22 protein-coding genes are annotated in these 20,409 nt (G+C 42.3%); 7 read left to right on the top strand and 15 right to left on the bottom strand.

Going from position 1 to position 20,409, the window contains the following annotated elements:
- Positions 1 to 46 precede the first annotated feature (46 nt).
- The 8 genes from FFF34_015995 to FFF34_015960 all read right to left on the bottom strand — a co-directional run bounded on the left by FFF34_015995 (position 47) and on the right by FFF34_015960 (position 6,206).
- The gene (locus FFF34_015995; GenBank protein TSD64054.1) at positions 47 to 472 is read right to left on the bottom strand and encodes a hypothetical protein; all 426 of its coding nucleotides are present in this window, start codon (positions 470 to 472) and stop codon (positions 47 to 49) included.
- Positions 473 to 1,399 carry a hypothetical protein gene (locus tag FFF34_015990; GenBank protein TSD64053.1) on the bottom strand — a complete coding sequence of 309 codons (927 nt, stop codon included), beginning with the start codon at positions 1,397 to 1,399 and terminating at the stop codon, positions 473 to 475.
- A 7-nt stretch (positions 1,400 to 1,406) separates the two neighbouring features.
- Positions 1,407 to 1,904 carry a hypothetical protein gene (locus FFF34_015985; protein TSD64052.1) on the bottom strand — a complete coding sequence of 166 codons (498 nt, stop codon included), beginning with the start codon at positions 1,902 to 1,904 and terminating at the stop codon, positions 1,407 to 1,409.
- Between the two features lie 9 nt (positions 1,905 to 1,913).
- The gene (locus FFF34_015980; GenBank protein TSD64051.1) at positions 1,914 to 2,843 is read right to left on the bottom strand and encodes a TIGR01777 family protein; all 930 of its coding nucleotides are present in this window, start codon (positions 2,841 to 2,843) and stop codon (positions 1,914 to 1,916) included.
- 1 nt (position 2,844) lies between these two features.
- The gene (locus FFF34_015975; GenBank protein ID TSD64050.1) at positions 2,845 to 3,660 is read right to left on the bottom strand and encodes a DUF393 domain-containing protein; all 816 of its coding nucleotides are present in this window, start codon (positions 3,658 to 3,660) and stop codon (positions 2,845 to 2,847) included.
- A gap of 55 nt (positions 3,661 to 3,715) precedes the next feature.
- Positions 3,716 to 4,222 carry a transcriptional regulator gene (locus FFF34_015970; protein TSD64049.1) on the bottom strand — a complete coding sequence of 169 codons (507 nt, stop codon included), beginning with the start codon at positions 4,220 to 4,222 and terminating at the stop codon, positions 3,716 to 3,718.
- 70 nt (positions 4,223 to 4,292) lie between these two features.
- A complete protein-coding gene (locus FFF34_015965; GenBank protein TSD64048.1) occupies positions 4,293 to 4,628 on the bottom strand; it encodes a hypothetical protein in 336 nt (111 codons plus the stop codon).
- 72 nt (positions 4,629 to 4,700) lie between these two features.
- Positions 4,701 to 6,206, bottom strand: a complete 1,506-nt coding sequence (locus FFF34_015960; GenBank protein ID TSD64188.1) for a cryptochrome/photolyase family protein — start codon at positions 6,204 to 6,206, stop codon at positions 4,701 to 4,703.
- A gap of 99 nt (positions 6,207 to 6,305) precedes the next feature.
- Here FFF34_015960 and FFF34_015955 point away from each other — a divergent pair, with 99 nt between their 5' ends.
- From FFF34_015955 to FFF34_015935, 5 genes are all read left to right on the top strand, one after another.
- The gene (locus FFF34_015955; protein TSD64047.1) at positions 6,306 to 6,647 is read left to right on the top strand and encodes a LysR family transcriptional regulator; all 342 of its coding nucleotides are present in this window, start codon (positions 6,306 to 6,308) and stop codon (positions 6,645 to 6,647) included.
- A 464-nt stretch (positions 6,648 to 7,111) separates the two neighbouring features.
- Complete coding sequence (locus FFF34_015950; protein ID TSD64187.1) at positions 7,112 to 9,526, top strand: TonB-dependent receptor; 2,415 nt, start codon at positions 7,112 to 7,114, stop codon at positions 9,524 to 9,526.
- 81 nt (positions 9,527 to 9,607) lie between these two features.
- Entirely contained in the window at positions 9,608 to 10,588 is a 981-nt protein-coding gene (locus tag FFF34_015945) for an NAD-dependent epimerase/dehydratase family protein (protein ID TSD64046.1), read from the top strand.
- 1 nt (position 10,589) lies between these two features.
- Entirely contained in the window at positions 10,590 to 11,381 is a 792-nt protein-coding gene (locus FFF34_015940) for an SDR family NAD(P)-dependent oxidoreductase (protein TSD64045.1), read from the top strand.
- On the top strand, positions 11,381 to 11,662 hold the full coding sequence (locus tag FFF34_015935; GenBank protein TSD64044.1) for a hypothetical protein: 282 nt from the start codon (positions 11,381 to 11,383) through the stop codon (positions 11,660 to 11,662). Before FFF34_015940 ends, FFF34_015935 begins: the two co-directional genes overlap by 1 nt.
- A 1-nt stretch (position 11,663) precedes the next feature.
- Here the strand turns inward: FFF34_015935 and FFF34_015930 are convergent, their stop codons facing one another.
- From FFF34_015930 to FFF34_015910, 5 genes are all read right to left on the bottom strand, one after another.
- Positions 11,664 to 13,433: a hypothetical protein gene (locus FFF34_015930; protein TSD64043.1), complete on the bottom strand. Its 1,770-nt coding sequence runs from the start codon at positions 13,431 to 13,433 to the stop codon at positions 11,664 to 11,666.
- Positions 13,411 to 14,385, bottom strand: coding sequence for a DUF4974 domain-containing protein (locus FFF34_015925; protein ID TSD64042.1), 975 nt, complete (start codon positions 14,383 to 14,385; stop codon positions 13,411 to 13,413). The genes FFF34_015930 and FFF34_015925 overlap by 23 nt, the downstream gene beginning before the upstream one ends.
- On the bottom strand, positions 14,382 to 15,008 hold the full coding sequence (locus FFF34_015920) for an RNA polymerase sigma-70 factor (protein ID TSD64041.1): 627 nt from the start codon (positions 15,006 to 15,008) through the stop codon (positions 14,382 to 14,384). The genes FFF34_015925 and FFF34_015920 overlap by 4 nt, the downstream gene beginning before the upstream one ends.
- 14 nt (positions 15,009 to 15,022) lie before the next feature.
- Positions 15,023 to 15,688, bottom strand: a complete 666-nt coding sequence (locus FFF34_015915) for a hypothetical protein (protein ID TSD64040.1) — start codon at positions 15,686 to 15,688, stop codon at positions 15,023 to 15,025.
- Positions 15,689 to 15,784: 96 nt separating this feature from the next.
- Positions 15,785 to 16,597, bottom strand: a complete 813-nt coding sequence (locus tag FFF34_015910) for a hypothetical protein (GenBank protein TSD64039.1) — start codon at positions 16,595 to 16,597, stop codon at positions 15,785 to 15,787.
- Positions 16,598 to 16,821: 224 nt separating this feature from the next.
- On the opposite strand from FFF34_015910, the gene FFF34_015905 reads away from it, so the two are divergent.
- Together FFF34_015905 and FFF34_015900 are read left to right on the top strand one after the other, a co-directional pair.
- On the top strand, positions 16,822 to 17,838 hold the full coding sequence (locus tag FFF34_015905) for a hypothetical protein (protein TSD64038.1): 1,017 nt from the start codon (positions 16,822 to 16,824) through the stop codon (positions 17,836 to 17,838).
- Positions 17,835 to 18,545, top strand: coding sequence for a response regulator transcription factor (locus tag FFF34_015900; protein TSD64037.1), 711 nt, complete (start codon positions 17,835 to 17,837; stop codon positions 18,543 to 18,545). Before FFF34_015905 ends, FFF34_015900 begins: the two co-directional genes overlap by 4 nt.
- Position 18,546: 1 nt before the next feature.
- Here the strand turns inward: FFF34_015900 and FFF34_015895 are convergent, their stop codons facing one another.
- Both FFF34_015895 and FFF34_015890 read right to left on the bottom strand, forming a co-directional pair.
- The gene (locus FFF34_015895) at positions 18,547 to 19,566 is read right to left on the bottom strand and encodes a type I asparaginase (protein TSD64036.1); all 1,020 of its coding nucleotides are present in this window, start codon (positions 19,564 to 19,566) and stop codon (positions 18,547 to 18,549) included.
- 35 nt (positions 19,567 to 19,601) lie between these two features.
- Positions 19,602 to 20,369: a TatD family deoxyribonuclease gene (locus FFF34_015890; protein ID TSD64035.1), complete on the bottom strand. Its 768-nt coding sequence runs from the start codon at positions 20,367 to 20,369 to the stop codon at positions 19,602 to 19,604.
- Positions 20,370 to 20,409 lie beyond the last annotated feature (40 nt).

Raw genomic sequence — 20,409 nt, 5'->3', positions numbered from 1 at the left:
TTATATTAAAAGAAGCCTGTACATGATTAATGTACAGGCTTCTTTATTATGTCCTATTGGCTTTTTGTTGGTGAGCCAATCTCAAAAATTCAATTACCAGTATTTTATCCTCTGGCCAGGTCATGTAAAAGCTAATCCATCCTGTTTTTTTGAAAGAATGATGATCGTGAACCCTATCATATCTCAACATCAACTCGCGCTTGGTTTTGCGGCTTAGCAGCATATCCAGCAATCCATTGCTGTGTATATGCCCAAGCTCGGTTTTCCCATAATTTAGTTGCAGGCCGCCGTATTTGTGAGTTGTTGCTGTAGTATTTGGCCATCTTAAAACTTCAGCTTCTATTTCATCTATCCAATCTAATAATTGGGGATGGGATATAGCGCTCCAACATGCCAGCCAGGCATCAAATACTAACGCAAGGCCTGGTATATATTTAAAAAACCCAAGATGCTTTACAACAAATCCAAACATTTATTTTGCTTCACTCAATTCTTTTATATGTTCCATCACCCGCAGGTGTACATTACGAGTAATGCTTTCGGCCCAAATATCATAATACCAAACCGGGAACACATATAACTTATACCAACTATTGCCGGTTAGCATGGTAGTACCATCGCCGTTATCTTTTAATAAAAATTGGCCACGTTGAATATCAATATGCCCCATTATCTCCGGGTCGCGCGGTTGGTTGGTAATATCAAAGGTCAAGTTTTTATTCTCTTCGTAGGTTACTATCTTTTCATCGAACACATAACCATTACTAAATATACATTTGCGGCTGGCACCCACATAGTAACCCCCTGCGGTTGATTCTATCGGGCTGGGCATCCCTATTTTAAACAGCCAATACTTATTCTTATTCCCATTACGCTTGTAGGCCACTACATTTTGCCAAACTTTGGCAGGTGGGGCTTTTATTACCACGGTGTCGGCAACCATGTTAGTATAGTTGTGGGTAGACAGGGTGTCCCATACAAATATTACCGCCAGCATAGCAAATATGCTTACGTTGAGTGTTTGATTGTTCTTTTTAAAAATAGCCCTACCGGCAAAAGTGCCTGATATAACAAAAACAATTAGTAAAGGGCTAACTATTAGAAGGCAAATAACACCTTCTCCTAAAAAAATCATGCTCAAAGCCATAGCTACAATACTATTTACAAATGAATATGAAATAAGGTTTCTTCGAGTCAAAGAGATGTCTTTCCAAAACCAAGCGCTAAGAAGTCCTAATAAAAATGGGACTATAATAAATTCAGAAAAAATAAGAATGCCCCCATTGTCTTTTCCATACGGAATGGAAAATAAGTACTTAGTAATCCCTATTATTACTAAACAAAATATGTTTGGTATTATAAACCCTTTGTTTTCAGATGTAAATAGTTTATTCATGATAAGGTTATTAAAGGTGGTTATTTGTTTGAATAAATTCTAATTTTTTGGTGCAACAGTAGACTATATTTAAGGGAATAATACCTATAACTCCGAAAGAACAATCTACCAGTTGCCAAAACCAAGGGATATGCCTGATTGGCCCCGCTATAATGGCCAGCGGGAAGATTAGTACACAAGCGATCATGCCAAATTGTAGTACCCATATATTTCTGACAGGGTCGCGCAGGGGGCCTATAAACACCATAGCTATTATAATATGTGCAAAAGCCAGCCAATCGGTGCCATAACTTAAGTATGGATATTGGGTATTAGTGGTTTTTACGGCATGATAAATAACACTTAACCAATGCTGCATCACCGGCGAAAATATAGATAGATGATTTACAGCGATAGTTAGTTCACTCTCTATCGGAAAAGCAGTTACACCGCTTAATACCAGGCCTATTATCAAAAAAATGATCCATCTTTTTATTTTTCCTTTCAATTGTGCTTCGGTAGGTTTCATAGTTGGTTATTATATTTTGGTGCTTAATATATCCCGTATGGCATATCCGGCATCCTTAAATAAAAACTGATAGCCACTATCAAGCATTCTTTTTGGGGCAACCCAACGGCTTTTTAATATCAATTCGGTTTCGGTACCTATAAAAAATGCGCCAATTTCAAGCATCCATGCTGGTGCGGATAAACCGAAAGGAATACCATATGCCTCGCGAAGCGTGCTCATAAAATCCTTGTTTTTAATAGCGTTTGGCGCTGTGCAATTAACCACTCCTTTAATGGGCGGATGCTGTAATATCCACTCGGTGCAACGGGCGGCATCCTGCTCGTGCACCCATGATACATATTGGTTGCCGTTACCTTGTTTGCCGCCCATACCCAACTTTACCAGATTAAGCAACCGCGGGAAAGCACCGTCCCTACCGCCCAAAACAATACCCATACGCAGCGCTACTTTGCGTGTGTGCGGCGTGTCTATGTCAAAAAATACTTTTTCCCATTGTTTACACACGTCTATAGAAAACCCATAGCCTATTTCTCCATTATCTTCATCCTGCGGGCAGTCTTCGGCGTGGCGATAAATGGTTGCAGAGGTCACGTTTATCCATAAGGCAGGCGGCTCAATTAAGCCATCAATCACTCGCCCCAATAATACTGTGGGTTGTACCCTTGAGCCAACTATTTCTTCGCGGTTTTTTGATGTGTAGCGGCAATTCACATTTTTACCGCAAAGGTTTATCAATAAATCGGCCCCTTCTAATTCTTTTACCCACTGGCCTTCTTTTTGGCCATCCCAAAGTAGCGTATGTATATTACCTTCGGCATTTTTAGGTTTACGGCTAAGTATGATAATATCCTCGGCTTTGTCTTTATAATAAGCGGCAAGTACGGTACCTAAATACCCATTACCACCTGCCAGAATTATTTTTTTATACGTTTTCATGTTATATATAAATTATAGCCAATAGTATAATTACACGGTAGCTTGCCCAGCTAATGGTTAATGCCCAGCCAATGTGCAATAATTTGCTACGGCGTATATGTTCTAAAAACATTAGCCCAGCTACCAGCATAAAATAGCTGGCATAAACTACCGGATACTGCCCTATTACACCCGCCAATAAAACTACCGGCAACAGTAGTAACGCGCCGGCAAAAGATATGGTCATCATATTGCCAACATATTCCCAGCGCTTGGATTTGTTAAACATACTGATGATGCCACCCTGAAAAAATACCTGGCCACCACATATTAAAAACTCCCTGTACAAATTGCCTACCGGCATAATGCCACCAAGCAATACAGCGTATCTGGTAAGCACTACAGAGGTTATCGCCCAGGTAAATATTAAGTAGGCCAGGCGGTACTTTAACTTAAATTCGGGCTGATATTGGTACGTATCGGTTGCTGTTGGGATAATAACCCGGCGATTGTATGATATAAAGGCATATACCTTTGTCATAAACCATACAAATGGTGCAAACTCAAACAACGGCTTAAACCAAGGCATTGCCGCGCCAATTACCTTAAATAAACTGTTAATACCATAGCTCACCTCGCCTGTTTCCTGGTTTATTAATGCAATTTCATTAACTGCTCGTTGCCGGTCTACCATAGGGCAGGCATCAGGGGTCAGTTGCTGGTAAGGTGCGCGGCCATCTTTGTTTAAAAGGCCGGTATGTACAAAAGCACTGGTATACAACTTGCACATCGGGCATTCGGCATCAAATAATATAAGGTGATTGTTTAAAGTTGCCATTATTTTATTTTTTTGAATTTTCAATAATTTATGAAAATAATAAGTAAAAAAAATCTTACTTGAAGATTTTAAAAATAGAGCCCCAAAACCAGTTCTCTTCGGCTTTAAGCATGGTTTCTAAAGTACGATCTACATTTTTTGCCAATTTATTAATATCAGTAACCGACTTATTAAATGTTTTATAAGCAGGGTCTTTACTATCACCTTTTACCTGTGCCAACTCGTCTAATATTTTTAAAACCGGGTCAAGTTCACGTTTACGGCGTTCTTTAGCAACCTGGCGAGCTATGTTCCAGGTATCTTTATCTGCAAAAAAGTATTCTTTACGCTCGCCTGCCTTATGCTGTTTTTGTACAAGCCCCCAGCTTATCAAGTCGCGGAGCGTCATATTAGCGTTCCCCCTTGATATGCTTAATTGCTCCATTATCTCTTCGGTGGTAAGTTCTTGCGGGCTAACCAATAGCAGTGCATGAACCTGGGCCATGGTACGGTTTATGCCCCATTCAGACCCAAGCCTACCCCATGCTTCAATAAACTTTAATTTTGCTTCCGCTAATTCCATGTACAAATGTAAATATCTTTTCAAACTTTCAAAACTTTTTGAAAGCTTATTATTAATATTTTTATTCTTATTACAGGTTTATCATCTTACCAATTATTTCTTCGGGGCCACCTGCATTGCCTTTAATGTTCAATTGGTCGAAGTAGTTGTACCATCCGGCACCGTTTACGAGGTCTTCAAAGGCCTTTGCCAGCCCATCAGTCGGAAATTTCCATATCGCGAAGAAATCGTAATCAACGCGCTTAAAGGTATCGGCATCGTTATCTGCCCAGGTAATGATTTCTACGCCCTGCTCGGCCAGTTGTTGTATTGATGGCCCAAGCTGAGCCATATATGCGCCACGCTGCTCAATACTCAGGTCAAGCCATGCTTGTTTTGCTTTCCAGATTTCGATATAAAATTTCATGTATTTGGGTTTAGGTACACAATAATACTTATTAAAACCCTATAAAACAGTTAAATCTACATTTGGTCGGCGTTATTTATTTGCATCGTCCATGCTCATCAAAAACCTTTCGGCGTTAGCCAAATGCTTATTCCGTTTTTCAGCGGGCATTTTATCAAATGTTTTTATCAGCATACCCAATCGTGGGTTTTGTAAAAAAAAGTTACGGTGTACATGCATAAATCGCCAAAAAAGGCCATCCCAGGTATCCTGCCAAGGACCTTTTGCCCAATTGCCCATTTTCATTAAATAGTTGCTACTGCTTATGTAAGGCTTGGTCATCATCAAACCGCCATCGGCAAATTGCGTCATGCCGTAGGTATTGGGTACCATCACCCAATCGTAAGCATCAATATACATTTCCATAAACCAGCGGTAAACGTGGTGCGGGTCAAATTCGCAAAGCAGCATAAAATTCCCCATCACCATTAATCGCTCAATATGGTGCGAATAACCGGTTTGCAATACCTTTTTGATCACCTCATCAACCGGGGTTATACCTGTTTTTCCCTCCCAAAACAGGTACGGTATCTTGCGGCTAAAGCCCCAATAGTTTTTAGTGCGCTGTTTAACTCCCTCGCGTTCATATACTATATGAATAAACTCGCGCCAGCCCATAACCTGCCTCACAAATCCTTCTAATGAATTTAGCGGTATATCCCTGTCGGCAGCAAAATCAATCGCTTTATCAATTATTTGCTTAGGGCTAAGCAGACCAATGTTTAGCATAGGTGTAAGTACCGAATGGTATAGAAAGCTTTGTCCGGTCACCATTGCATCTTCATATATACCGAAGCTTTGAAACCGCTGTTCCAAAAAGTCATCCAGCCATTTTTCGGCCTCTGTAAAATTAACGGGGTAAAAGCCCCCCAAATTGCCAAAAGGCGAACTTGTAGTGCCATAATTACCCATATAATGCTTTTCTACCCAGGCCTCTGCCTCCACTACATATTCATTTTTTGGAGGGACTTCCAGCAGTGGCACTACTTCATTTTTGGGAAAACGTAAGCGGTTTTCGCTGTCATAGGTCCATTTTCCACCTATTGGTTGCCCATTTGCTTCTAATAGTATATTACGCTGTTTACGCTGGGCGATGTAAAAGTCGGTTTGAAAGTATGTTTTACGGCCATCAAAATATGGGGCAACCTCGTCGGCGCTGTTTAAAAAATTGGGGCTGTTATACTTAGCCAATGCAATGTTATTTTCTGCGCTTTTTGTTACTATTCTGCGCTCCAGCCAATCATCGGCGACGTGGGTATAGTGGATGGTTTTTACACCCAGTTGGGCTAAATAAGGTATCAATTGGCGCACGTCACATAAGGGTGTAGTAGCCTCAATATACTTAACAACCACGTTATCAGCTACTAATTGCGCGGCATAGCTTTTCATGGATGCCCGGTGCAGTATCAGCTTCTTTTTGTTGAAAGCGTATTGGTTAAAAAACAGTTCTTCTTCTACCAGGTAAACCTCCCTGCCTTGTTTGATAGCCGGGTGATTTTTATACAACTGATGCGGAAAAACAAGCGTTACTGCGGTTATATCCATGTTTTTAATTGGGTGTACCTTATATACGATAACAATGTAAGTATGTAAACAGATTTAAACATTAAAGTATATTTACGCTATAAATGTTTATAAATGGATAATTCATTCGCATTAAACGGCCGCATATGGTTAGAGACCGCAAATGGCAAGCTGTTGGGTAAGGGCCGTGTAGAATTATTAGAGCGTATACAACAGTCGGGGTCGTTAAGGCAGGCGGCTGTTCAGATGAAAATGTCGTACAGGCAGGCCTGGGATATGGTTAACCAAATGAACCTACAATTCAGTTCGCCGGTACTGATTTTGAACAGGGGTGGCAAAGGCGGTGGCTCGGCACAGGTAACTGAGAAGGGCCTCCAGGTTGTCGCCCAGTTTCATGCCATCAATAAAAAGTTCAGGGAGTTTTTGGCAGAAAACCAGTCAGCTATCAGTCTTTAAATATTGATGATCTAACCTTTTTGGCAAAAACCGTCTCTTGTCCAGATATTAGCTATAAACCTTCCACTTCCCGCTATAAATTATTCTCTTTTTTTGTTCGCATAGCGCAAATTTTTCGCTTTTTTTCGCTACCCACTCACTTACTAATATAAAATATTATTCCAGTAAAACAAGTATTCGTCTCGGTATTTTTTATCGACTGCTTTTTGCCGACTACAATAATAAAGGCCGATTAGTAATAATTTAAAATTATCGTTATATATTTATAAGCATATCGATAACCTTACCACTGTTGTATGATCAAAAAATTTATCCTGCTACTCCTCTTTGTTTTTATAGCCGGCAGCATTTTTGCCCAAAGCAACAAGCCTGTGCACAAAGACACCCTTGTAAAAAAGGACAGCATCAAAACCCGTTCGCTTAGCGAGGTTGTGGTGTCAGCATCGCGCATTAGCGAAAGTATTTTGCGGTCGCCGGTGAGTATCGAAAAAGTAAACGTCCCTGCGTTTAAACTATCAGCCTCCCCCTCGTTTTTTGATGCGCTTGAAAACGTAAAGGGCGTGCAGTTAATTACCCCAAGCTTAGGTTTCCGCATTATTAATACACGGGGCTTTGCCAATACCACCAATGTGCGCTTCACGCAATTAGTTGATGGCATTGATAACCAGGCACCGCATATTGGCGCACCAATTGGCAATGCTTTAGGCCCAAGCGACCTGGATATCGAAAGTGTAGAGATCATTCCCGGTACAGCATCGGCCCTGTATGGGTTAAACGCTATAAACGGGCTGGCTAACTTTATCACCAAAGACCCTTTTATGAGCCAGGGCATCAGTTTTCAGCAAAAAACAGGGGTAAACCATTTAGGCGATAGCGAAACATCCGCCAAGCTATTCTCAGAAACCAGCTTTAGGCTGGCCCGGGTATTATCGCCAAAATTCGCTTTTAAAATAAACGGCACTTATACCAGGGGCTACGATTGGATAGCCGATAACACCAAAGACCTAAACGCGGCAGCAAACCTTGCCGTAGGCATACCAGGCGGCGCAAGCAACCCCGGCTACGACCCGGTTAACGGTTATGGTAACGAATCATCCGACCGGAAAAACATTATACTGGGCGGCAAACAATACTCGGTTGCACGTACCGGCTACGCCGAAAAGTATGTAACCCCGTATGACCTGCATAACTTTAAAGCCGATGCGGGCCTGGCCTATAAATTTAGCCCGCTAACCACATTAACCTACACCTACCGTTATGCGGGGCTTGATAATATTTACCAACGCGCCAACCGTTTCAGGCTTGATAATTACGTTTTACAGCAGCATGCGCTGGAGCTTAAAAACAATATTTACCAGGTACGGGCCTATTTAACCAGCGAAAACACCGGCAAATCGTACAACCTGCGCTCGGCCGGCGAAAACATCGACCGTAATTTTAAAAGCGATGCCAACTGGTATGCCGATTTTACCAATGCTTTTAATAGCGCAAGCACTGCGGGGGCTACCGTACAGCAAGCCTTAAACCAGGCACGCACCGCTGCCGATGCAGGGCGTTACCAACCCGGCAGCGCTGCTTTTAAAGCGGTATTAAACAAACTGGCCGATATAAATAACTGGGATGTGGGCGCGGCCCTGCGGGTAAAGGATAACCTTTTACATGCCGAGGGGCAGGTAGATATTGCAAATGCCATATCGCCCGGGTTTAAAGCCAGTACAGGCGTTGACCTGCTGGCCGGGTTTGACCACCGCACCTACATTATTAAACCCGATGGTAATTACTTTATTAACTACATAAAAGGGCACGAGTACGACAATATTAACTACAGCAAAACCGGCGGCTTTGTACAGGTTGGCAAATCGCTTTTTAACAACGAATTAAAGCTTACCGCTACCCTGCGTGCCGACCGTAACGATTACTTTAGCCTAAAACTAAACCCACGCTTTACCGCTGTTTACTCACCAGTTATCGAACAGAATTTTAGGGTATCGTACCAAAGCGGGTATCGTTTCCCCAGTATATTTGAGGCGTTTTCAAACGTGAATAGCGGCGGGGTAAAACGTGTTGGCGGTTTAAAAGTGGTATCAAGCGGGGTTTTCGAAAATTCGTACATACGTACTTCTATCGATGCTTTTCAGGCGGCTGTTAAAAACGATTTTAACAATGGCCTAAGCACCAATGCGGCTATCGAAAAAGAAAAAGGACTACTTAAAAAAAACACCTACACTTATTTGCAGCCCGAGCATATCAATTCGTTTGAGGCGGGGTATAAATCATTACTTTTTGATGGACAGCTAAGCGTTGATGCCGATTTTTATTATAACAGGTACAATAACTTTATAGGGCAGATAGAGATAAACGTACCCAACACCCAAAATGCCGATTCGATACCCTATTACCTTAATGATAAAACCAAACAGGCGCGGTATCGCGCCTGGACCAATTCGCAAAGTACGGTTTACAACATAGGTGGCAGTTTAGGCTTGTCGTTAAAACTGCTAAAAAAATACATCCTATCAGGTAATGCATCCTACGCTAAACTACAGCGCACCGCTAACGAGGATGCCTTAGAAGACGGCTTTAACACACCGCAATGGATCACCAATTTCTCGTTCGGCGGCAACCAGGTTATAGGTAATTTTGGGTTTAATGCCACTTACAAATTTCAGAATGGGTTTTACTGGCAATCGTTTTTAGTGAACGGCAATGTAGCGGCTTACAGCACCTTAGATGCACAGGTAAATTACGATTTTACAGCTACCGGCCTCAATGTTAAATTAGGCGCTACCAACCTAACCAATAAATATTATAATTCGTTTTTAGGCGGCCCAGCCATTGGCGGGTTTTACTACACTACTTTAACACTAAATTTAAAATAGTCGCTTAAAAAAAACGAAGCATACAAAGAAAATAGCTAATACCCGCGTAGGGGTAAACGCCCCACCTGTTGTATTACGGGTATGAAAATATTAGTAACAGGTGCAACCGGCTTTATTGGCCGGCAACTTAATTTAACCCTTGCTGATAAAGGATATGAGGTAAAGGCACTTTGCCGCAACATTAACCACCCATACCTTGTAAAGCATAAAAACATTGAGCCGGTTAAAGGCGACATATTAGACAACTACAGCCTGCTAAAGGCAATGGATGGCTGTACACAGGTTTACCATACCGCCGCTATGGCCAAAATGTGGTGCCCAAATGAAAACGATTTTTTAGAGACCAATGTAACCGGTACCCGCAATGTGCTGGATAGTGCCGCAATAAAAGGTATAAATAAAATAGTTTACACATCTACCTGTGGGGTTTGGGGGCCTACCCTTAAATACCCTGTAACCGAGAACGAGCCCCGTATAGTAGGCTTCCCGATAGCTTATGAGCGCACCAAATACCTGGCCGAGCTGGAAGTACAACAATTTGTAAAGCTGGGCCTGAACGTGGTTACGGTAAACCCATCGCGGGTGTTTGGCGAGGGGCCGGTTACCGATAGCAATACGGTTGGCAAAATGGTTTACGGTTACTTAAAGGGTAAATGGCGCATCATCCCCGGCAATGGCGAACAAGTTGCCAATTATGCTTTTTTAGATGATGTTGTACAGGGCCACATAGCCGCTATGGACAAAGGCATTACCGGCAACCGCTACATTTTAGGCGGCGAGGATATCAGCTTTAACCATTTCTTCGCCACATTAAATAAGGTATCGGGTGTGCAGCGCAATATGCTGAGGGTGCCGCAAAAAGCGATCGCGTTTTATAGCCGGGTGGAGTGGTTAAAAACCAAGCTCACCGGCTTTGCACCTGTTTTTTTGCCCGAGTTTGCCGACCGCCTAAAATTCGACCAGAAGTATAGCAGCCAAAAAGCTGCCGACCAACTGGGCTACAACATTACCCCCTTTACCGAAGGCATACAACGAACCGTTAATTATATTAAAGCCAACTAACATGACCGCATTAACCGCCATTGTAACCGGCGCCAGCGAAGGCCTTGGCAAATCGTTAGCTATTGAACTGGCTAAACGCAATATTAACCTGGTGCTGGTGGCCCTGCCACACTCGGGCCTGCCCCACCTGGCCAGCTACATCCGTAAAAACTTTGCCGTGAGGATTGACGCGCTTGAGTTGGACCTTACCGATACGGATAGCTACCCTGCCATATTTACACATCTGCAGGCAAAAAACCTAAAGGCCCACATGCTGATAAACAATGCCGGGCTGGGCAATTGGGATTGGTTTAACCAAAAAGGTATAGGCTTTTATAAAAAACAAATAGAGCTGAATGTGCTCACCCCGGTTTTGCTAACACGATTATTTTTAGAGCAGGCCGATGAAACGGTTACCACCTACCTGCTAAATGTTGGCAGCCTGGGCGGTTTATTTGTGGTGCCCAAAAAGCAAGTGTACGGCGCTACCAAATGCTTTATACGCTACTTTACCAAATGCCTGCAACTGGAGCTTGCCGGCAGTAATATAAAAATAAGCCTGCTTAGCCCAGGCGGCATAAATACCAAGCCCGAACTTTTGGTAATGAACAATACGCTAACGGGAATATCGCGCGCTACTATTTTTGAGGCCGAAGATGTGGCCAAAATAGCTATTGATGGTTTGCTAAAGGGTAAGAAAGAAATTATACCCGGCATGATAAATAAATTAATGGTTTTATTGAACAGTATTTTACCCACTTTTGTTAAATATAACATCATCAAAAGCCGGTTAAAAGTAATTTTGAAAAGCTAATGGTACGGTCGATAATTACATACAGGCATATAAAAAGCTTATGCAGCTTTTTTAGCAAAACGCGTAATAGCTTCAGGTTTATTGATAGCAATACGGTAGCCGTTGTTTCGGGCATTTTTAGCGGGCTGGTGTTTGAATTTACCCGCGAGCTTTGCCGTGTTAAAACCAACGACTCCTACACCTGCTTTGATCTGCCGCTTGATTTTTCGATGGATAAACTGGTAAAGATACTGATAGACCACAACATCATTAAACTGGGCGATGTTGAGGTGGATGATTGAGTTAAAAGAAATTTAACCCTACGTTCCAGCCTACCCACCAAAACTGCCGGGTGCTTGCACTAAAATTGTGTTGCAGGTTTTGCGCCAGCGCGTAACTATTAATAGCAGTGCCCTGCTCGGTATAGTAAAAGTTTACCGATGGGCCCGCCAATAGGGTTATACGCTTGGCCAGCCTTACGTTAATATTAGCATCTAGCCGGTTTAAAAAGTTAGCATATCGCCAGGTGCCTTCATACAGGTATCGGCTGCTTATTTCGGGGTTAAAGGCTACTGTGCCCTTGCCTGTTAAAGTACCAAAGCCCATACCAAAGCCATATATTTTGCTATCCGGGTTTAGCCTTGCCCCACCGGTATAAATGGTATAAAAATTCCGGCTGCCCGATTTGATGGCCAGGTTAGCGTTAAGCGTTTCGTTAGCCAGCAGGCTTATTTTAAAATATCCGTTGCGCGCGTAGTTGATCAGCCCCAGGCTAAAGCCCGACGAGGTATCGGCAATATTTACCAGGCCTATTTGCATACCGCGCAGGTTTTTGGTGTAATTAAAAAGCCCTATCTGCACGCCCTCAAATTTGGCGTGGTCTATATTAGCGAGTCCGGCTATTTGTATACCGTCAACATTTTTATTTACAATGTTACCCAGGGGCGCTATTTGTATGCCATCGGCTTTGCCCCTTACGTGGTTGTATAAACTGAGCTGCGCGCCATTTAAATTCTTTTTAACGCTGTTATGCAAAATAGCCAGCTGCACCCCGTTTACATTACCCAGCACATTATTGTATAGCCCACCCAACTGAAAACCACCTACCGAACCGCCCACCACGTTAAACACACCGGCCAACTGCACGCTGCGCACATCACCTTTATCAAGATTAAAAATAATACCCAGTTCAAAGCCATCTACACCTGCATTGTAGCCACCAACCGCATTAAGCGATACGGTGTTTACAATTTGGCCATTCATTTCGCCATGGGTGCTTACATTGGGTATTGCCGAAGCCTGAAACGGCGCATTAGCTATAAGCCCCCGCAGGTTTACAGCTTGTATTTGCCGTGCGGTAGAGAGGAACATACGTCCGATCGATGTAGTCTCTATTCCTTCAGGGTCATCGTTAAGGGCATAATACAAAGCGCTGCGCCCGCCCTGTTTAGTTACGTTAACTTCGCTTAAAAAGTTAATGGTGGTATCCTTATATAATTCTTTACTGATGGTTAGCTGTACCTGCGCGCCTTCGTTTTTTACGCGCAGTTCAAAATAACCATTCTCGTCCGTTAAGGCCGATTGTAACAGGTTACGCTCGTACACACTTGCGTTAGGCAGTTTTTTGCCGCTCTGCTCGTCGCTTACAAAACCATTTATTACATACTCGCTGCCCTCCGCAGCCGATTTTTGGGTGGTAAGATCCAGGTGCAGGGGCGCATAACGCAGGATAATAAAGTTATTGGCTTGTTTGTACTCGAAACGGTTGCTCAGCATACGGTCCAGCACTTCTTTTACCGTCCAGTTGTCGGCATCAATGGTAACCAGGCTGTCCCTTTTAACAATATTGCTGTTATACGAAAAGTAAAAGTTACCCCGCTCCTCCATGGTTTTTAACACCGTGCCTAAACGCTGGCCTTTTACATGTATAGATATGTTGCGGGCCAGTGTACCCTGTGCAAACAGGCTGTTGCTTACCGCCGGTAACAGTGTAACAAGCAAACCAACAAACAGCCAGCGGTTAATTTTATGCATTAATGTAGGCAATGTGTTATTTAAGGATGATACGGCCATTTTTGCGCTCAACCGAAATATTAAATGTTTCTTCAACAACCATAAGCGTTTGCGCAAGGGTTTGGTCTTTAAAAACAGTGGTAATAGGCAATTGCTCTATTTTAGGATTGGCTATCACAATATCAGCTCCGTATATCTGGTTTAGCGCCTTTACCAGGTCTGCTAACGGTGTTTGGTTACACACCAATTTCTTATTTACATAATAGCTATACAGGTTGCCGCTTATGGTTTGCTTTAATAAATTACTGCTGCCTTTAACTACCTCTGTTTTTTCGCCAGGGGTTAAGGTAACGCTGTTTTGCGCCTTGCTTACCTTAACAATACCGGTTTGCACCACCACTTCGGTTTTACCCTCCCTGCTTTTTATATTGAAAAACGTACCCACCACCTTAACCGTTACATCGTTTACCCTTATTATAAATGGCTTCGTTTTATCTTTAGTGACTTTAAAAAATGCCTCACCTAATAAACGCACCTGGCGGGTGCTGCCCTTAAAGTTTTTTGGGTAGGCCAGCTTAGACATGGCGTTAAGCGTAACTACTGATCCATCGGGCAGGGTTTGTGTAACTACCGCGTTTTGGCTTTGCAGGGTTACTATGGTAACCCTGTTAAAATAGTTGAAGGCAAAGTAGCCAATAGTGCATATTACTATAATAGATGCCGCTATTGATGCCCACTTTGGTGTAAACATAGGCCTAACAACAGCGCCGTTTTGTGGACTACTTTTTATACGGCTTTGTAAACGCGCGTATGCTGCATCTTCATCCACATTACGCGTAGCAGCGATTTGCAGGCTTTGGTCCCAAATGGTTTTAAGTTGCTGATAGTGTACACGGTTTTCGTCAGCAGCGGCTATCCAATCCTGCACCTGCATGCTTTCGGCGGGCGTAGCTTCGCCAACCAGGTATTTCACCAGCAGATCATCGTTCATATGGGTATCGCTTTTACTCATCTGCTAATAAATAAAACAAATAATAGGGTTAAAAATTCGGCCAGCTTTAAGCGCATCAACTTTAAGGCTTTGCCCATTTGGTTTTCGATGGTTTTAATGGATAGGCCCATCTCATCGGCTATTTGCTGGTACTTTAATTGGTCAAAGCGGCTCATCTGGAAAATGATGCGACATTGCTGCGGCAACTCGCTCATGGCTTTTTGTATATGCTTCTCCAGCTCGTTGGCCATTACTTTTTTGGATGAATTATCTTCTGATTGTTCCATCTCTGCAGCATAATACACCTGGAAACCGGCCTTAACCTTTTGATGTTTGATGTAGTTAAGGCATTCGTTATGTACCGATCTGTATAAATAAGCTTTTATCGAGCCATCTGTCTTTAGTTGTTCGCGCCTCTCCCAAATACGGCAAAATACATTTTGTACAACCTCTTCGGCCAACTCGTCATCTTTTAAAAAAGTGTATGCATAGCTGTGCAGGGTTTTAAAATGGTCTTTAAATACCTTTTCAAATACCTTCTCGCTGCCCTGCTTTAATAAAGTTATAACCGTGCTATCGCTGTATTCCACTGTTAACTGGTGAAAATATGCGTTAAATATAACGGCTTTAGCGCTCAAATTCATAACCTTTTGCTTTATTAGGCCAGCTGAATTTGAATAGTGTATAACGAGTGATGAATATCAACCTTGCTGCAAATACCATTAGTATACGAGTAGTAGTTATAATTACCGTCGGGCAGGTCTATACGGTATACGTGGTTACCGGTTTGCTTTACCTTTAAAAACTGCTGAAAATTGTCGGAATATACCTGCGTGTTGTTTTCGGGCTCGTGCGTGTATAGCAGCATCAGGTTGGCGTTTATAGCTTTTGGGGTAACCTGTTCGCCGGTTTTGCCTTCGGCAAGCGTTTGGTAGCCATCGCCTACCGCACGTGTTTGCCTGTCGGCCTTTTGCTTATCGTTCACCTTACGCAATACCCGCGAGTTAATCAGTTTTCCATTCTGAAATAATGATTCCTCGTTGCAATCTACCTTAACGCTAAAAATAAATTTAACCTTTACTTCCGATATCATTTTAAGGTATACATCATCGCCGTTGCGCTTTTGGTAAAGGTCCAGATGGCCTATTACCTTGCCACCCCGCATAACATTGTATTTGGTAGTTTGTTCCTGGGCAAACGCACTTGTAGTTGCCAACAGCATTAACAGTATGGCTGCTGCGCCTTTAGCAGGCATTTTTTTATATCGGCTAATGGCCGGCATGGCATATTTCTTAAACAACCATGTTACTAAAGCTATTATCATTGGTGTATATTTTTTATTTATACACCTAATACAATGTTAATATGCCTTACCCCTACACCACATTAAAATATTTATGATTTGTTAATACCGGCAACATTATTTCACCTTAAATCTTTCTGCTACATCAGGCGTAAGGCCGGGCATCTTAATTTTGTAACGGTAGCCACCGTTAAAAGTATCTTCTTCTTTTAATAATTCATGGCCTTTCTTGCTTATCCAAAAAGTTTCGGTAAAGTGCCTGCCCTGGTAATCGCTTTCGTTAAACAGTTTCCAGCAGTCAATCTTTTGGTTATCAAGGGTGGTTACTATCTCGCTGCCTGTTACTTTGTATAATACATAGGCCGGTGGTATGCTGCCCGTATCATAAAAATTAATAGCAAATGTTTTACCTGCTGCAAGTGGCAGCATTTCAAAAGTTTCTATGTCCAAATTCCAGTTTAGGGTAGGCTCTTTAAAATCAAGCGCAAAGTTTTTAACGGTATTGGTGGCTGCGCTATCGGCGCCTGTTATTTTATTGGCCGCCCAATTATACGCCCTGTTTTTATTAGCAATAGTTTCTGAATGATATATGGGTGCAAAATCGCTCAGTCGGTTTACCGAATATGCCTCGCGGTAGCTGGTGCTATCGTTACCATACCAGTGCTGGGTGGTTATAAACACTTTTTGCCCGTCGCGGTTTGATATTTGTGTATTGCGCAGCCAAAGCATAAAACTCAGGCTTTTTTGCTTTTTAGGGTTTTGGAAGTAAACCAAATATTGGCGCGTACCGGGTTTTAATGCAGCCGTGTTCAGGCGCTTATCTGCTAACCTGATGGTATCTGTTTGTGCCGATGCGGATTGTGGCCGGGCTGATAAAAACAAGGTTGCAAGCGTAGTGTATATAATAGCCGCTGTTGATAAAATTTTCATGATCTTTTTTTTATGGATTTGGTTAAGCCTTTGTTTATTACAACAAAACTGCCTGTTGCCAAAACACCTGTCAAATAATTTCAACTATCGGGCTGGTATATTTAACCGATCAGCTTTTTACAGCTATACACCCCTTTATTTAACATTTACGGCAATTGATTGAATAAATACACCCCTTTGTTTAAAAGCATGGGCTACAATAAAAAAGCTTTGTACTTTTAAGCATGTTATTGTTTAAGGGTAAACCCACTATTGCACAACTACAGTGGCTGGTTTGGGTGTTTGTATTTTTAGTCCTCATGCTATCGCTGATAACCATGGATGGCTTTGTGCAGGCAACCGTTTATGCAATAATATATACCTGCTTTTATGCCGCCATTGTTTATGGCAATATTTTGTTTCTGTTTCCCCGGTTTTATCAAGAGGGGCAATTGCTATTGTATATAGTTTCGGTAGTTGTATTCCTGCTTGTAATAGGTGCATTGCGTGGTTTTATAACCATGGGGGTATATAACATACTTTTTGCCAAACACCCCGAAGCAATGACGCTTAAAGCTTTTATAAGTATCACAATAGGCGGGGTAATGATATTCTTGCTCAGCTTTGTGTTTCGCATAGCCATTGCCTACTTCACACTAAAGCAGCAATCGGAAGATATATTAGCGCAAAAGAATGAGGCCGAGCTTAACCTGTTAAAATCGCAGGTACAGCCGCATTTTTTGTTTAACACCCTTAATAATATTTATTACGAAGCCTACCTGGAAGCCCCACGTACCGCGGCGCTGATTGAGCGCCTATCGGACATTATGCGCTATTTTGTAGATGAGAGCCCTAAACAAAAGGTATCAATAAATACCGAGGTACAGTTTTTAGAAAACTATATAGCACTCGAAAAAATACGCATCAGGTATGCTATTGATATTACCTTCACCAATACCTGCGATACAACAGTGAGCCTGCCGCCCATGTTGCTGATGACCTTTGTTGAGAATATTTTTAAACACGGAATTGATAAAAGCAGCAGCCAAAATAAAATAGAGATAAAACTATCGCAGTTAGATAACCGCCTGCTGTTTACCACCAGCAATACCATCCCACAAAAAGTTAATGCACCATCCACCGGTTTTGGCATTCAAAACTTGCGCAAACGATTGGTATTATTGTATGGTAAAGCGTTTGATATGGATATAGAAAATAATGGGACGGTTTTTACAGCTTCGTTAAACATACCACTGGCATGAGCTTAAAGTGCATTATTATTGATGATGAGCCTAACGCGGTAAACCTGCTTGAGGTACTGATTGCCCAAACTACACAATGGCAGCTTTTAGGCAAATGTTACAATGCTTTAGAAGCTATAGACTTTTTGAAGAAACACCCGGTCGATTTTATATTTTTAGACATCAACATGCCGCATCTTACCGGCATGGAGCTGGCTGGCCTGTTGCCCAAGGAAACTAAAATTATATTTACTACCGCCTATGCCGAACACGCCGCGGATAGTTATGCCTTTAATACAATAGATTACCTGTTAAAGCCAATAACACTTAAACGTTTTTTGGCAGCTATTCAAAAAATAGAGGCAGCTTTTAGCAAACAAGTGGTTGGCAACCAAACCGAAGCCAGGGCCGACGATGATTACTTTTTTGTAAAAACAGGCAAAACCTTAAGGAAGCTATTGCTTGATGAAGTACTCTATTTTGAAGGTGAAAAAGAATATGTGCGCCTGGTTACCGGCACGGAAGAATTACTGATATACCGCCGTTTAAAAGATATTGAAGAGCAATTACCCGCACCCTTTGTAAGGGTACACAATTCCTACATTGTAAATACTAAATTGCTCAATAAGGTACAGGACAACCATATTTATATAGGCGCTAAACAAATACCGGTAAGCGATAAATTCAGAGAAGGATTTATGGAAATGGTACGCAAAAAAATGTTTTAACCTACGACTCGGTAAGCTCGCCGCGCAGGTCTGTTTCAAGGCAGCGTTTTACTTCTTTCGGGTCGTCTATCTCGCCAAGCAGGTACATCATTTTGGTAACGGCGGCTTCGTAGGTCATGTCGTAACCTGTGGCTACGCCAATATCTTTTAGCTGCTTGCTGGTTTCGTATCTGCCAAGCTCAACCGTGCCTACCTTACATTGCGATATATCCAGTATTACCTTACCGCTTTGTATGGCCTTGTCAAGCAAATCAATAAACCATTGGTCGGTAGTAGTGTTGCCGGCACCAAAGGTTTCCATCACTATGCCACGTACATCGGCACCTAAAATAGTTTCAACCACTTTGGGGCTAATACCGGGGTAAAGCTTTAAAACGGCAACATCGCTTACCATGCTGTTATGCACTTTTAGTGGGCCTTCGCCGGGTTGCCTTATATCGTTTGCGCTAAAGCGCAGGTGCACACCCGATTCGGCAAGGATAGGGTAATTTGGCGACCGGAATGCCTCGAACTTTGATGAATTATATTTAAACGCGCGATTACCTCTAAACAGTTTGTAATCGAAATATATACAAACCTCGGGTACGCGCGAGTGATCGTTCTTTTTTGCCTTGGCTATTTCAATGGCCGTCATCAGGTTTTCCTTGGCATCGGTACGTACCGCGCTAATAGGCAACTGCGACCCGGTGAGTATAACCGGCTTATTTAAGTTTTGCAGCATAAAACTTAAGGCCGATGCTGTAAAGGCCATGGTATCTGAGCCGTGCAGTATAACAAAGCCATCTACCTTATCATAATTTGCTTGTATTAAGCCTGCAAGTTCGCTCCATATGGCAGGGTTCATGTTTGATGAATCGATGATCTGCTCGAAAGAGTGAACCTTAATTTTACAGTTAAGCTTCTCTAATTCCGGCACATTATCCATTATCTGCTCAAAATTAATAGGTACAAGTACTTTACTAACAGGGTCAGTCATCATACCTATAGTTCCACCGGTATAGATGATCAGTATTTGGCTCATGAAAAATAGGTTTATGCTATAAAAATACAATTTAATTATACACCAAATACGTCTTTCGAATTTTTAGTGGTGATGTTTGCCACGGTTTCAATATCGGTTTGGTGCAGTTCTGCCACCTTTTGGGCAACATATGTTAAATAAGCGCTTTCGTTTGGTTTACCCCTGTACGGAACCGGTGTAAGGTACGGAGAATCAGTTTCTAAAACGATATGCTTTAAGTCAATTTGCGGTAAGATTTTGTCTAACCCGGCATTTTTATAGGTAACCACGCCACCTATCCCCAGGTAAAAACCAAGGGCTATTACTTTTTGGGCTTGCTCTAAAGTGCCCGTAAAACAGTGGAATATCCCTCTAAGGTCGCTCCCTTTTTCTTCTGTTAGTACCTGGTAAACCTCGTCGAAAGCATCGCGGCAATGTATCACAATAGGCAGCCTTAATTGCTTGGCCCATTTAATTTGCAATTTAAAAGCCTGTATTTGTTCTGTTAAAAATGTTTTATCCCAGTAAAGGTCTATACCAATTTCGCCTATCGCATATATCGTATGCTGATGCAATGCCGGCTGTATAACGGCCAGTTCATGTTCCCAATTGTCTTTAACCGAGCATGGGTGCAAGCCCAGCATAGGGTAACAATTATCGGGGTAGGCATTCAGCAGGTCAAACATCAGCGGTACCGATGCGGCATCCACGTTTGGCAAAAACAAGCGGTCTACCTTATTATCGCGGCAGCGCTGCATCAGCTCGTCACGCTTTTCGGCTATCGTTTCGTAGTATAAATGGGTATGTGTATCGGTTAATACCATGGCACAAAAATAAAAAAGCCTTCTTTGCAGAAGGCTTTTT

The organism is Inquilinus sp. KBS0705 (genome assembly GCA_005938025.2).
In the GTDB taxonomy this organism is placed as follows: Bacteria; Bacteroidota; Bacteroidia; order Sphingobacteriales; family Sphingobacteriaceae; genus Mucilaginibacter.
This window is presented reverse-complemented; position numbering and strand designations above follow the sequence as displayed.